The sequence below is a fragment of the Variovorax sp. GW821-FHT09B01 genome (assembly GCF_059418345.1).
In genome coordinates this window covers 1189275-1203147 of record NZ_JBWKPQ010000001.1, presented here as the reverse complement: position 1 = coordinate 1203147, position 13873 = coordinate 1189275, and the positions used below count along the sequence as shown (strand labels likewise).

The following is a 13873-nucleotide window of genomic DNA, read 5'->3' as shown; positions in this document are numbered from 1 at the left end:
CCGGGGAGGATGCTTGGAAGTCCGCCGTGGACGTGATTGCACGAGAGCGTGAAGGGCGCGGCCTCACCCGCCAAGGACAAAGCGTGCCTGTTCCTTCCGCAGCATCTGGTAGGGGTTCATGAACTCGACGCCCAGCCCGACGCAGACATTGGGAATCTTGATGCGCTTGAGTGTCGGCGACGCGACCTCGTGCGTGACCACCGTGTGCCGGCCTGCCAGCGCCGCCGCGACAAGCCAGAAGTCCGCCACCTGCAAGAAGGTGCTGACTGCCGCGGGATCGAAACCCTGCCTGACCACCCAACCACTCACAGCGGGAGCGGCCGCCAGCACGTCGGCATCGGTCGGTACGAAGAATCCATCGCCCTGCGCTTCGGCCCAGGACGTCAACTCGTCGGCCCCTGCGGTCAACTCGTCGCCTACCTGTCGAATGCTGTACAGCCTGCCTGCGCCATGCGTCTTGGTGAGCCATTCCCAAAAGGCGGGACAGAAATCGAAACCATATTGCAGGTTCTTGGCCTGGATGAAGACGTTGGCGTCGAGCAGGTAGGCCATCAGGTCGGGAACCCCAAGGTTCGTCCCAGCTCGTTGAAGGTGCTTGGCTTGGCGATGCCGAGCATGCGGAACGCATCGCGGTACAGCGTGCGTCCTTCCAGGGTACTGGCCACCAAGGTTTGCGCGAAGCGCTTGCTGACGCGGGCAACGGTGGTTCGGTAAAAATCGCCGCCGCCGGTATTGCGCATTGCCAAGGCCTTCAGGCGTGCCTCCTCGGCGCGATAGGCGCCCCAGAACGCATTCCTGTCCAGCCAGCCCACGTCCAGCATGCGCCGCAGCAACACCAGCGTGCTCACCTTGAAATGCCGGGCCAGACGCTGCAAGGCCAGATCCAGTGCCTCGTCACGTTGCAGCGCTGCGCGGAATTCGGTCTGAGGAACCAGCAACTCGGCTGCCACGCGATTGCACCAGGTCTCGATCGCGTGATTGGAAGTCTCGACCATCGCAGCATCGGACAGGGCGGTTTGGCCCAGCCACAGATGGGCCAACTCATGCGCCAGCGTGAACATCTGCGCGGCCTTGCTGTCGGCCCCGTTGATGAACACGAGCGGTGCGAGCGCATCTGCCAACACGAAACCTCGAAACTCCTGAGGGTCCAGATGGCGCATGTTGTTGTTCATCACGACGCCGCTGACCATCACCATCACCCCGGCTTGTTCGGCCTGCGCAATGAACAACCGCAGAGCCTCTGCCCAGCTCGGACATTCGCGACGCGCATCCACGCTGAAGCCCAGGGTCTGGCGAATGAGTTGGGCGGCTTCTGTCGCCGGGGTGGCCAGCGTTGCGCTTCCGACGAACGGCAGGGGGGTCTCGCCATGGATGACGGCCTCGTCCCGATACCAGGTCTGCCGTGTCTGGCAGGTGTAGATAACGTCCAGCAGGTCGGCGCTCAGTCGGGGCAAGCCCTGACGCAGGGTCCGAAAATCCGGGATGGGAAGGGCTTCCTGTGGTGGTGCCGGCAGGAAGAAATAGCCCAGCGGGGCGTGAGTGGCCTGGGCGTAGTGTTCCAGTTGTCGCAGTGTCGGATGTGTCTCGCCTGCCTCCCAGCCCGGCAACTGCGGAAAGCGCGCCGCCAACACGGCCTCGTCCATCCGCGCGCGCTGGCGCGCCCAGACGAAAAGAGCGGGTTGAACGGGGACGCGGGTCATGGATGGAGCTTATCGCAAGGCGAACATGCGAAGGCTGGTGCCGGGTCTCGGAACATCCTGTCGCCGACGGACGGGCGGAAGAACTGACTGACTGGCGCTGCTTGGCCGGACGGCGTGTGCGCTCTACGTGGATGATTGTGTCCGCACCTTCAGCACCAGCCGCCGCCGTAATTGATCTTGCAGTCGTAGATGACCGCGGCATCTGGCGCGGTCATTTCGGATTGGCTAGCGTATCAAGTTCATTGAGTGTGACAAGGCAGAGAGCAAGTGCGGCAGCCATTCACTTGGTGGTAGTAGACACGAGCCGCCTGAACCGCAGGCTGACAAGATGCATGCCACCCCAGCGGGAGCACGTTGCTCGGATGTGGCCAGTATCTGCATCCTTCGGCGTGAACCTCATGATCGCCGTTGGGCTGTTCAGATCGATTTACACAGTATTGCGGCATTGCTGTCTCCTAATAGTTTGGGAGCTCTCATATTGGCCGCCGCGCCGACGCAGAAAATCGCAGGTTCAGAGGATTGACATTGGTTTCCTGCAATGTTTGCGATAGTGCCTCGTCTCAATGTCACGAGCGAAGCAGGTATTTTTCAATCCTGTGCAGAGCTCGCGCAACGTGAAGCGCGTAACCTCGACGCCCGTTCGACAGCTTGCTTGGCATGCGCCACGAACGCCGCCACCTCACCCTGCCGCGACGCCAGATCGTCCGCCGCCTGCCCCAGATAAGCCTCTCTCGCCCGCGCCATCAACGGCCGCAGTTCATCAGGCAGCCGTTCGATCACCCAAACCGCAGCCGCATCCTTCGAAGCAATGCCACCGGTCGCGGCACTGAACCAGATGCGCGCCAGCGCGAGCACCACGTTGCGCTCGTCGCCGTCCCAGTCCGAAGGTTCGTTCCAGATGCCGATGGTGTCGTGCAGCGCCTGTGCGAAATCGCTCGCGGGCACCGGATCGAACAAGGTCTCGGCCACCGGCCCGATCAGAGCGACGCTGTGCTGCCTGGCCTTGGTCAGCAGGATCGCGAGGTCGCGGTCGACCTCGGGCGCATCGAAGACGCCGGCCTTCAACGCGGCGCGCAGCCATTCGCCGAACTGCAACTCGCGCCGCGGCGGGTAGCGCCAGGGCAGCACCTCGTCGTGCACGACGATCGTCACCTCGAGCGGGCGCAGCGCCGCGTCGGTACCGGGCGGGGCCGACACCGAAAGCAGATCGGTCATCAGCGCTTGCCGGGTCGCGGCCGTCAGCGGAGCGGTCACGCAGACCAGCAGGTCGATGTCGCTCTCGGGCTGGAGGCCGCCGTCGACGGCCGAGCCGAACAGGTGCAGGGATTCGATGCGGCCGGGCAGATGGCGTTCGAGCACGACGCGCGAGAGCGAGAGTTGCGGTGCGATGTCGATGGGAAGCAATGCGGTCATCGGGGCAGGAGGCTGGGTGGAGCGGCAAAGCGCCTATTCGAGCGTCCTCCACCCCTGCGTGCAATCGTGCACCTGCCCGTACCAGGGGCATTCCTCTGTCCGAAGCCGTGCAGACTCCTAGAGATCGAGCACCAAGGCCGGGCTGCAGGCGCGGGAGCAGCACACCATCATCGTCTTGTGGCTCGCCCGTTCTGCTTCGGTCAGGATCTCGTCGCGGTGGTCCGGCACGCCCTCGAGCACGCGGACCTCGCAGGCGCCGCAGATGCCTTGTCGGCACGAGTAATCCACGTCCACGCCGGCCTCGAGCAATGCGTCGAGGGTGCTCATGTCCGGTTTCACGAGCACGCGTCGATTGCTCTTCGCGAGCCGGACCTCGAAGCTGCCCGCATCCGCGGGCGGAGCGGCGGCACCGAAGCGTTCCATGTGCACGCGCGCCGGATCGAGATCCCGCGTTGCCTCGGCGAAGGCATCCAGCATACCCGCGGGACCGCAGCAATAGAAATGGGCTCCGGGCTCCGCCTTTGCCACCAGCGCGGCCAGGTCGAGGCGTCCGGCGGTCTCGCTGTCGTGCAGGCAGACCCGGTCGCCCAGCTGTCGAAGCTCGCGCACGAAAGGGGCCGCCGCGGTGCCGCGCGCGGCATAGTGCAGGCGCCAGGAGCGGCCCACGCGCTCGAGCGCACGCGCCATCGGAAGCAGCGGCGTGATGCCGATGCCTCCCGCGATCAGCACGGCGGGACCCGTGTCGTCGGCCAGGGCGAAATGATTGCGCGGCGCCGAGACCCGGATCAGGTCGCCGACACGAAGACGCTCGTGCACATGGGCGGAGCCACCCTGGCCGGATGGCTCGCGCTTCACGGCCAGCACGTAGATGCCTTCGTCGCCACGCACGACGGAGTACGGGCGGGTCAGTCCGTCGCGCAGGCGCACGTCGACGTGGGCGCCCGGTGACGCCGGGGGGAGTTCCAGGCCATCGACGCCGCTCAGCTCCATGCTGAGCACGTCGGGCGATTCCAGGCGCATGGCGCTCACCTGAACTCGCAGGAGCTCGTCGGCCTGCGAGGGGGTGTCGGTGGTCGTTTGCTGCATGTCCGTTCGAGGCCGCATCGGATGCGGCCTCGTCATCCTTCCTCGTTACTGCTGCACGGCCAGGCCGGCTGCCTTGATCACCTTGCTGAACTTGGTGACGTCCTTCTCGAGCCACTTGCGCGCCTCGGCCGAGCCCACGAAGGTGGGCTGCACGTCGAGGTCGTTGAGCTTCTTCACGATCTCGGGGTCCTTCATCGTGGTCTGCAGCGCGGACTCGAGCTTGGCGATCACCGGTGCCGGCGTGCCCGCGGGCGCCGACAGGGTCACGAGCTGCTCGTTGTCGTCCATCTCCGCGTAGCCCTGTTCGCCCGTCGTGCCGACCTGGGGCATGGCCTTGAGCCGTTCATGGCGCTGCACCGCGATGTTGTGGATGCCGTTGCCCTCGAAGTTGCGCACGATGGTGCTGTAGGGCAGCGCGCAGGCCTGCACCTCGCCGGCCTTCAACGCGGTGAGCGCGGGTGCCACGCCGTTGTAGGGCACGTGGATCACGTTGAGCGCGGTCCCGGTCTTCGCCTTGACCAGGCCCTTGAACATCTCGAGCTGGAGGTGGTTCAGCCCGCTCACGCCCGTCGTGCAGAAGCTCAGGCCGCCGGGCCTTTCGCGCGACAACTTCACCAGTTCGGGCAGGGTCTTGGCCTGCACCGACGCATTGGTCGCGAACAGCGAGGTGTAGACGGCCACGCCGCCCAGCGGGGCATAGTCCTTCAGCTGGTATTCGAAGTTCGGAACGATCAGGTTCAGGAAGCCGAAGGCCGAACCGGAGGCGATGAACAGCGTGTATCCGTCCGGCTTGGCCTGGGCGACGTAGCGCGCTCCCACGGCACTGCCGGCGCCGGGGCGGTTCACCACCAGCACCGGCTGGCCGAGCAGGTCGCGCAGCTTCTCGGCGATGACGCGCGCCGTCGCATCGAGGCTGCCGCCGGGCGCGAAGGGCACGATGATGCTCACCGGCTGCCTGGGGTAATCGGTCTCGGCCGCCTGGCTCTGCGCGAGGCCGAGGCTGAAGAGGCCGGCCAGAACAATGGAACGGGTCAGCGCTCGCGCGCCGGGTCGGGAATGGGGGGATTTCATCGTGGGTCTCCTGATGTCTTGCATGAAGGGGAGGGGCAGCGGGGCGTGGACGCCTCTTGTGCTGCCGTTGTTTGCAACTGGCTCAGGTCGAGGCGGCTGGCAGATCCTTGGGGCGCGCGGTGCCCATGAGCTCGTCGGACTCGGTGGGGTCGAGGCTTTCGGGCAGAACCGTCTGGGTGGCGCGAACGCCGTAGAGGTACGGGTGGTCGGGTCCGACGGGCCGCTGGCCGTCCACGCAGGCGCGCGCTGCCTCCATGAGCGAGCGGCGCATCGCGACCACGGCACGGTCGCTGCTCCCCAGGTGCTCGCGGGTGCGGTCCACGATGGGACCCGCCGACTCCGACACCATCGCGTCCTGCGCGCGGATGCCCGCGATGCCCGTGAAGGAGACGGTCTTCTGCTGCTGCCGATCGATCAGGTAGTCGTTGTCCAGCCGCTCGGTGGGACGCGTGGTGCCGGGAATCACCCGGCGGTGCGCGTAGTCGCCGTTGCGCCAGGCCGTGAGTTCCTTCTCCTCCAGCGGACGGTCCGGCCGGAAGGTGGCGCACAGCACCCAGCAGCGCTCGTCGTTCATCGGCACCCACATGCGCACCAGCCGGGCTTCGGCGGGGTGCGGCGGAATCATCGTGTAGAACGGCAGCAGGAACTGGTTCACGCGCCAGTAGCGCTGGCTCTCGTCGACGCGACGGCCATTGCAGGCCAGGAAGCCGGAAGGCGTCGGCACGATCTTCCACAGCGGCGCCTTGTCGTTCTTGAAGAAGCGCCCCGTCAGCGCGCGGTCGTCGTCGTGGGTCTTGTCGACGAGGCTGTGCAGGAAGCCCACGTGCGCGCTGTCGAGCTCTCCCTCCATGGCCTGCGCATAGTTGCAATCCTGTTCCCAGCGCGAGACGTAGACGTGCGAGGAAGGCAGCCCGAGCCATTCGAAGTCGGGCAGCGGCGGCATCTTGTCGGGCTCGCCCATGTAGACCCAGAGCACGCCGCCGGCGATGCGCGCCGGGTAGGCGCGCGCGCGCACCTTGCATCGCATGGGGCTGTCGGATGCTTCGGTCGGCATGTCGAGGCACTCGCCATCGACGCCGAATTTCCAGCCGTGGTAGACGCAGCGAACGCCGCCTTCCTCGTTGCGTCCGAAGAAGAGGCTGGCGCCGCGGTGCGGGCAGTGCTGGTCGAGCACGCCGACCCGGCCTTCGGTGTCGCGGAACACCACGAGTGCTTCGCCGAGCAGTTGCAGGCGCACCGGCGCCTCGTCGGCGGCCGGCACTTCGGCCTCGGTCATGGCCGGTGTCCAGAAGCAGCGCATCAGTTGGCCCATGGGGGTGTCGGGGCCGGTGCGGGTCAGGAGGTCGTTGTTTTCTTTGCTGAGCATGGTTCGCGTGGGGTTGTCTTGGAATGGAGGAAGTCAGTCCGCGGGATCGGCGTCGAGGCTGTCGTCGCCCATGCGCGGCAGGTTCTCGATCAACTGGTGCAGGTCCGCGCGCAATCGCTTGACCTGCGCCGCGCTCATGCCGTGGGTCAGGCGCGTCTCGCGCTGCAGCGAGGTGCTGTAGAGCTCCTGCGAGAGCGAGCGCCCGGTTTCGGTCAGGCTGATCGTCATCTCCCGCCCATGCCGGGCGAGAACGACCAGGCCCTGCTGGCTCAGGACCTGGAGGCTTCGGCTGGCCGCGGCCTTGTCGACATCGGCGGCGGCGGCCACGAACGCGGCGCTGCATTCGTGCTCGACGCCCAGCGCCAGCAGCAGCCGGTATTCGGTGGTCCCGATGTCCCAGCGCTGCATGTAGTAGCTCGAAGCGCTGCGGCTCAACCGCACGGACAGGCTCGTGACCAGCCAGCCGATGAAGTCGGTGGCGAGCCCGGGCACCGGGCGTCCCACGACGGGGTCATGGCCGTCGTGTCTGCGCTCCTGCGTCTTGGCGGGAGGGCTGGCGCGCTGGGCGCGCCGAGGTGCTGAGGGCGTTTTCTTGGCCGGCATGGTGAGTTCGGAAGCTTGCGAAACGCTAATTGTTGATCTATCAACGTTGATGTGTCAACAATTGATTCGGAAGGCCCCCGATGCACGCGTTGGCGCTGCTCAGTCGGCGGTGGCCCCGGTCGCCTTGATCACGGGCGCCCACTTGAGGATGTCGCCGCGGATCCGCTGGTCGTACTCCTGCGGCGAGGAGCCCACGGGGTCGAGGCCCATCGTCAGCAGGCGGTCGGCGAAGGCCTTTGTTCGCACGGATCGCGCGATGTCGGAACTGATCCTGGCGATGACGGCGGAGGGCGTGCCCGCGGGCGCGACCAGGCCGACGCTGCTGGTGGCCGAGACATCGGGAACCGTCTCCGCGACCACGGGAATGTCGGGCAGGCTGGCTGGCCGCTTCGGGCTGAACAGGGCGATCGGCTTGAGCTTGCCGGCCTTGATGAGCGCCTCGCTGGCGTAGTACGTGTCCATCAGCAGGGGCACCTGGCCGCCCATCACGTCCTGCTGCGCGGGAGCGCCTCCGCGGTAGGGGACATGCACGATGTTGACGCCGGTCCTGGACTTGAGAAGCTCCATGACGAGGTGATGCGCCGTGCCGCTGCCGGGACTGGCATAGCTGAGCTTGCCGGGGTCCTTGCGCGCGAGTTCGAGCACCTCCTGCAGGTTGTTGGCCGGCAGCGATGGATTGGCCACGAGGATGATGTGCTGCACGCCGATCTCCGAGATCGGCAGCAGATCCTTGAGGGTGTCGTAGGGAAGGTTCGGGCGCAGCGTGGGATTGATGGCGTGCGAGGACACCACGATCCCGAGGGTGTAGCCGTCGGGCTGTGCCTTCGCCACCGTGTTGGTTGCCAGCACGGTCCCGGCACCCGGCCTGTTGTCCGCGATGACCGGCTGTCTCCAGAGTTCGCCGAGGTGCTGGCCGACCAGTCGGCCCTGCGAGTCGGTGGATCCTCCTGGCGGAAAGGGAATGATCAGCCGGACCGGATGGTTGGGCCATGGGTCCTGCGCGCGGGCTGCCCAGGGGCCGAACGCCAGCGGCAGCAGGAAGAGCGCGGAGCGGCTTCTGTATTTCATGGGGGTCTGTCTCCTGTGAATGTTCTGTCTCTTGCTCGGCAAGGCGCCATCCATCCAAGCATCCGGTCCCGGTCCGTCTCGGCCCGAAACCGCGCCTTGATACTTGCATTATGAAAATAAAAAACCGAGCCTGCAATCGGTGTTTGGCATCCCCGGAGAGATGGGCGATGCGGTCCTGGGCGACCGCGCTCGACCGGATCGCTGCGCTATCCTCGGAAACCCTTGCTCAAGCAGCTCGCGCTGGCAGTCATGGCCTCAAAGAAGAAGCTTCCCCTGGAGAACTGGATCTCCTACCGTTTCGGCCTGGTGGCCTCTCGCGTCGGCGCGGTGATGGCCGCCAAGTACGTCGAACAGCACCAGCTCACGATGCCGGCCTGGCGCTCGTTGGCCGTGATCGCTCGCTATGGGCCTCTTTCGGCGGGCGAACTGGGCGCCAAGACCTCCTCGGATCCCTATCGGGTGGTGCGCTCCATCGATCTGCTGGTGAAGCGGGGCTTGATCACGCGCGAAGCGGACCCCGCCGACCGCAGGCGCGCCAGCCTTCAACTGACCCCGCAGGGCCGCTCGACCTACGACGAGATCGAGCAGGGCGCCATGACCAACGAATTCTTCCTGCGCGCGGGGCTGACCAGCCAGGAAGTGCGCAGCCTCGAGAGCATCCTGGAACGCATCGATGCGCAGGTGGCGGCGCTCGCGCAAGGCGTGCTGGCCACGAGGCAAGGCGAAGACGATTGAAGGGCCCGCGCTCGCGTCATGCGGGCACGACGCATCGTTTCTCGCGGGCATGAGCCGACTTGCGAGGCGACATAATCATTTGCATAATGCAATTAATTGATCCCGATGACGGGGTCGAGGCAATGTCGCCAGCGTCCACTTCGCAAGCCCTCATCCATGAACGACACCGCGTCTCCTCGTCAGCAACCGATCGTGTTTCTCGGCAAGCGCCAGCAGGGCGGTGGCTATGGCAAGCAGCCCGGGCGTTCCGACGACTTCCTGACCTTGGTGGAACCGGGAACGCCGTGCGGGGAGCTGATGCGCCGCTACTGGCATCCGGTCGGCATCTCGGCCAAGGTCACGAGCGATCCGGCGAAGGTGCGGATCCTCGGGGAGGACCTGATCCTCTTTCGCGATGGCAAGGGTCGCGCGGGATTGCTGCACGAGCATTGCGCGCACCGTGGCAGCTCGCTGTACTACGGCAAGGTCGAGGCCGAAGGGATCCGCTGCTGCTATCACGGGTGGCTGTTCGCCGTCGACGGCGCATGCGTCGAGCAGCCGTGCGAGCCCGGCGGCGGGCAGCATCGCGACAAGTGCCGGCAGCCCTGGTATCCGGTGGAAGAGCGCTACGGCCTGGTGTTCGCCTACCTGGGGCCGCTCGATGCGATGCCCCCGCTGCCGCACTATGACGTCCTGGAGGAACTGGGGCCGGACGAGGAGCTGCAGCAGGAGGACAAGAGCTTCTACATCGGCGGCGGCACGACGGCCGAGAACCCCGTCGCGCCCTACAGCTGGCTGCAGAACTTCGAGAACGTGATGGATCCCTTCCATGTCGTGATCCTGCATTCCCGCTTCAGCGGCGTGCAGTTCAGGCAGCAGATGGCCGTCATGCCGAATGTCGAGTGGGAACTGTGTGACCACGGCGTGATGTATCGCTCGGTCCGCAAGACCGAGTCGGGCGTGCTCACGCGCATCACGCAAACCCTTCTGCCGAACGTGCGCATCGTTCCCTCGATCGAGCTCACGCCCGGCAAGGGCCGCGAGGTGGCGTGGCTGGTTCCCGTCGACAGCCATCACCACCGCTCGTTCGGCGTGGCCAGGGTGCCGAAGAACGAGGAACCGCTCTATTCACGCCGCTCGCGGATGGCGACGCACGAGGGCAAGACGTGGTGGGAGATGAGCGAGCAGGAGCACAAGCAGTTTCCCGACGACTATGAAGCGCAGTCCAGCCAGGGGAGCATCCCCGCCCACAGCGACGAGCACCTCGCGACGAGCGACAAGGGCGTCGTGATGCTGAGGCGGCTCCTGACCCGGCAGATCCGCGCGATCCAGGAAGGCGCCGTTCCCGAGGGGACCGGGCCCGAGTCGCAGCGAGTGATCGTGCGGGCGGGCAACTACTTCGAGTGAGCTCCGATGGCGCGGACCATGGCTCCGCCCCCGAACGATGCGGAATCTCGCGCTGGCTAGCGCGTCGCGATCAACAGCAGACCGGCCGCCGCCAGCGCCACGGTCCAGCCCAGTCGCAACGCCCGCCTCTCGAGCAGCCGTGGATGCCGCGCGATGCCGCGGCACACGCCGGTCGCTATCAGCCCCGTGGCCAGCAACATCGCCGCCGTGTGCACCGCGACCGCGGCGAGCGCCAGCGCCATCGAGCCCGATGCGGTGATGGCCCGCGCGGGATCGTTGGTGAGGCACAGCGGCACGAGCGCGGGCACCAGCATGAGTCCGGCGCCATGCGCGGTCGCCATCGCGAAGGACCAGCCCGCGAGGCCTGCATGGCCGGCCCGCAAGCCGATGGTGGAGCGACCACCGCGCAGCAACCGGTAGGCCGCTGCGAAGAGAAGCAGCGCACCAGCCAGCACCTGCACCAGCGCACGGTCCAGCCACAGCCCCTGCGCGACGACCAAGGCCACGATCGCGACCGACGCGAAATGCCCGACGGCGATCGGCAGCAGCGCGCGCCGTACCCTGCCATCGTCACGCGCCTGCACGCCCCAGGCCGCGGCAAACATCCAGCCGTTGGCCGGACTCAGCCCATGGAAGGCGCCGAGTCCCGCGATCGCCAGCCAGGGCCAGAGCGCGGTCATGGAACATGCCTCGCGCCGGGTCTCAGCCGCGCGATCCGCAGCATGCATGCGCCGCCGGCCGCTCCTCGTAGCGATCGTGATGCCGCACCCATGCCATCGTGTGCTCGAGCCCTTCCTCGTCGCGCCCCTTGGGCACGAGGTCGATCAGCGGATAGGCGCCCATCATCACTTCCACGCCGCGGCCATAGCGCGAGTAGGTGTGGAACACCTGGCCCGACTCGCCCTTGTGGAACACGCTGATGCCCGGCGCCTCGGCCTGCGGAAAGGGCTGCATGGCGAAGTTGTAGTAGACCGAGCCGCTCGCGAATTCCTCGGGCGTGAAGCTGACGTGGAAGTCGTGGTTGAAGTCGTTGCGCGCCGACGAGACCCACTTGAACCGCCAGCCCATGCGTTCGCGAAAGCGCTCGATCTCCGGCAGTGCGTTGCGCGAGACCACGAGCAGCGTGACGTCGCGCGCGGCCAGGTGCGGGGCGGCGCCGTCGTTGTGGTCGGCCATGTACGAGCAGCTCGGGCAGCCCTGTTCCCAGCCCGGCGCGAACATGAAGTGCTGCACCAGCAGTTGGCTGCGGCCCTCGAACAGGTCGGCCAGCGCGCGCGGGCCGTCGGGCGTGTCGAAGACGTAGTCCTTCTCGACGCGCACCCAGGGCAGGGCGCGGCGTTCGCGCGCGATCTGGTCGCCCAGCCGCGTGAGTTCCTTCTCGCGTTCCAGCAGGGCGCGGCGCGCCTCGGTCCATTGCGTCCTGGAGACGACGGCGTGGTGCGCCGTGCCTGCTTCGGTGGTCGTTGCATTCATCGGATGCTCCTTGCGTGAGGTTCGGTGGATCAGTGCGCGGGCCGGCGCACCGCGCGGACCTTGCCGCTAGGGCCGCCGCCGCAATAGAAGAGGCCCGCACCATCGGACTCGAGCCCGCTGACGCCGGTGCCGCGCGGCATCTCGAGCCGCTCGAGCACCTCGCCGCTGCGCGGGTCGATGCGGCGGATGTCGCTCTCCTCGGCCTCCCAGGTGCCGTGCCACAGTTCGCCGTCGACCCAGGTCACGCCGGTGACGAAGCGGTTGCACTCGATGGTGCGGCGCACGGCGCCGGTCGCGGGATCGATCTCGTGGATCTTGCGGTCGCGGTACTGGCCCACCCACAGGCTGCCCTCGGCCCAGGTGAGGCCCGAGTCGCTGCCCTGGCCGGGCGCGGGGATCGAGGCCAGCACCTGGCCGGTGGTGGGATCGATCTTGTCGATGCGGGCCTCGGCGATCTGGTAGAGGTGCGTGCCGTCGAAGGCCGTGCCGGCATCGCAGGTGCGGTCCAGCGCCTTCGTGGTCTCGCCGCTGTCGGGGTCGAAGGCCACCAGCTTCTCGCCGGTGGCGGCCCAGACGCGCTGGCCGTCGTGGGTCACGCCGTGCACCTGGGTGGCGCCCGCGAAGGGCCCGTACTCGCGCACGATCTCGGCTGCCCGGGCCCTGGAACTGTCGTGGATGGTCTTGGCTGTCATGGTTGGCTCCTTGGGAGGGCACCGGACATCGGCGCCTTGGAGACAACTCTATGCAATCGCGAGCGTGGAGGGGAGTAACAAGATCGTCGTGAAACCGGCCAGCGGCGGCGCCAGCCAACGCCGCGCGCGGGTCTGGCCGATGGCGCGCACGCGGCCCTCGGCCTCGAGCTCGGCCAGCGCGCGCTGCACGGTGCGCTGGCTGGCGTCGAGCGCGAGCGCCAGCGCCGAGGTCGACCAGGCGGCGCCGTCGGACAGCAGCGCGAGCAGCGCGGCCTGCTCGCCGGCGATCGGTGGCGCCAGCACCGAGACGGGCCGTTTGTCGTGCGGCCGCAGCACGAAGCCGCGCGCGCTGGCCTCGATGCGCGCCAGCGGCTTGACGAGCGCGCGCAGCCGGCCGATCTCGACGCGCAGGCGCGCGCGGTGGGTCTCGTCGGGGTCGCGCGTGCGGAACACCTGCGCGATCAGCGCCTCGCGATCGACGTCGCCGGGCCAGGCTTCGGCCAGCGCGAGGGCGAGCGCGAACAGCACCGGGCGGCGTGCCAGCGCACGCCAGGTCGTGCCCGCGCCCACGCCGCGACGGCAGGCATCGACCACCAGCGTGCCCGAGTCGAGCAGCGCCTCGACCTCGTCGAGCCGCAGCATCCGTTCGCCACCGGCAAAGCGTTGCCGCGCCGCGGGCCGGTCGAGCGCGGCGCGCGTGTCGACCACCTCGGCCAGCAGGGCCGGCACGCCCGCATGCTCGGCGGCGATGCGCGCACGGGCCAGGGCTTCGCGCGCCGGCGCGGTGTGCAGGGAACGCAGCGCCAGCTCGGCGGTGGCGAGCTCGGCCACGGCCGCGAGCGAAGCCGGCAGGCCCTGGCCGTCGAGATGGGCCAGCGCGTCGCGCGCCTCGTCGAGCCGCCCGAGCAGCAGCGATCGCCGCGCCGCGATCAGCCAGGCCTGCAGCGCGTTGGCGGGGTCGGCATGCGCCTCGAGCGTGGCGGCCGCCGCCAGCAACGCGCGCGGCGAGCCGCCGAGGTCGCGCATCGCCAGCGCCACCTCGGCCTCGGCGACCACGCAGCGCGCGCGTGCCAGCGCCTCGTGCGCGCCGAAGCCGCGCGCGGCACGTCGCAGCAGTTCGCGGGCACGCGCATGGTCGCCGAGCTGGGCCATGGCGATGCCGCGCAGCGCCAGCGCCGGCGGATCGTCGCGCAACGCGACCCGCTTGAGCGCGCCGAGCGCATCGCCCGCGGCCAGCGCGCGCGCGGCGGCGGCGATCAGGGAGTCCATCGAAGCGGCGC

General features: G+C 67.9%; 14 protein-coding genes. 2 read left to right on the top strand and 12 right to left on the bottom strand.

The features are described 5' to 3' along the window. Positions 1-63: 63 nt before the first annotated feature. The 8 genes from AC07RV_RS05240 to AC07RV_RS05205 all read right to left on the bottom strand — a co-directional run bounded on the left by AC07RV_RS05240 (position 64) and on the right by AC07RV_RS05205 (position 8307). Positions 64-552: a DUF4411 family protein gene (locus tag AC07RV_RS05240; RefSeq protein ID WP_296786038.1), complete on the bottom strand. Its 489-nt coding sequence runs from the start codon at positions 550-552 to the stop codon at positions 64-66. Beyond that, on the bottom strand, positions 552-1700 hold the full coding sequence (locus tag AC07RV_RS05235; protein WP_296786035.1) for an ImmA/IrrE family metallo-endopeptidase: 1149 nt from the start codon (positions 1698-1700) through the stop codon (positions 552-554). The genes AC07RV_RS05240 and AC07RV_RS05235 overlap by 1 nt, the downstream gene beginning before the upstream one ends. Positions 1701-2288: 588 nt before the next feature. Beyond that, on the bottom strand, positions 2289-3113 hold the full coding sequence (locus AC07RV_RS05230; protein ID WP_296786032.1) for an AadA family aminoglycoside 3''-O-nucleotidyltransferase: 825 nt from the start codon (positions 3111-3113) through the stop codon (positions 2289-2291). A gap of 117 nt (positions 3114-3230) precedes the next feature. Continuing rightward, on the bottom strand, positions 3231-4199 hold the full coding sequence (locus AC07RV_RS05225) for a PDR/VanB family oxidoreductase (protein ID WP_296786029.1): 969 nt from the start codon (positions 4197-4199) through the stop codon (positions 3231-3233). Positions 4200-4244: 45 nt separating this feature from the next. Continuing rightward, on the bottom strand, positions 4245-5270 hold the full coding sequence (locus AC07RV_RS05220; RefSeq protein WP_296786026.1) for a Bug family tripartite tricarboxylate transporter substrate binding protein: 1026 nt from the start codon (positions 5268-5270) through the stop codon (positions 4245-4247). Positions 5271-5352: 82 nt separating this feature from the next. Next, a complete protein-coding gene (locus AC07RV_RS05215) occupies positions 5353-6636 on the bottom strand; it encodes a Rieske 2Fe-2S domain-containing protein (protein WP_296786023.1) in 1284 nt (427 codons plus the stop codon). A 33-nt stretch (positions 6637-6669) separates the two neighbouring features. After that, positions 6670-7239 (bottom strand): MarR family transcriptional regulator, encoded by a 570-nt coding sequence (locus AC07RV_RS05210; protein ID WP_296786019.1) that lies wholly within the window; start codon positions 7237-7239, stop codon positions 6670-6672. A gap of 99 nt (positions 7240-7338) precedes the next feature. Continuing rightward, complete coding sequence (locus AC07RV_RS05205; protein ID WP_296786016.1) at positions 7339-8307, bottom strand: Bug family tripartite tricarboxylate transporter substrate binding protein; 969 nt, start codon at positions 8305-8307, stop codon at positions 7339-7341. A 222-nt stretch (positions 8308-8529) separates the two neighbouring features. Here AC07RV_RS05205 and AC07RV_RS05200 point away from each other — a divergent pair, with 222 nt between their 5' ends. After that, positions 8530-9042 (top strand): MarR family winged helix-turn-helix transcriptional regulator, encoded by a 513-nt coding sequence (locus AC07RV_RS05200; protein ID WP_208513398.1) that lies wholly within the window; start codon positions 8530-8532, stop codon positions 9040-9042. 156 nt (positions 9043-9198) lie between these two features. Next, the gene (locus AC07RV_RS05195; RefSeq protein ID WP_296786009.1) at positions 9199-10428 is read left to right on the top strand and encodes a Rieske 2Fe-2S domain-containing protein; all 1230 of its coding nucleotides are present in this window, start codon (positions 9199-9201) and stop codon (positions 10426-10428) included. Between the two features lie 56 nt (positions 10429-10484). Here AC07RV_RS05195 and AC07RV_RS05190 read toward each other — a convergent pair whose 3' ends face one another. From AC07RV_RS05190 to AC07RV_RS05175, 4 genes are read right to left on the bottom strand one after another with little or no spacing between them, the layout of a single operon-like run. Then, on the bottom strand, positions 10485-11108 hold the full coding sequence (locus AC07RV_RS05190) for a hypothetical protein (RefSeq protein ID WP_296786007.1): 624 nt from the start codon (positions 11106-11108) through the stop codon (positions 10485-10487). Positions 11109-11130: 22 nt separating this feature from the next. Next, positions 11131-11901, bottom strand: coding sequence for a DUF899 domain-containing protein (locus AC07RV_RS05185; RefSeq protein ID WP_296786005.1), 771 nt, complete (start codon positions 11899-11901; stop codon positions 11131-11133). Positions 11902-11930: 29 nt separating this feature from the next. Then, a complete protein-coding gene (locus AC07RV_RS05180) occupies positions 11931-12593 on the bottom strand; it encodes a Vgb family protein (RefSeq protein WP_296786002.1) in 663 nt (220 codons plus the stop codon). 48 nt (positions 12594-12641) lie between these two features. Next, a complete protein-coding gene (locus tag AC07RV_RS05175) occupies positions 12642-13862 on the bottom strand; it encodes a helix-turn-helix domain-containing protein (RefSeq protein WP_296785999.1) in 1221 nt (406 codons plus the stop codon). Positions 13863-13873 lie beyond the last annotated feature (11 nt).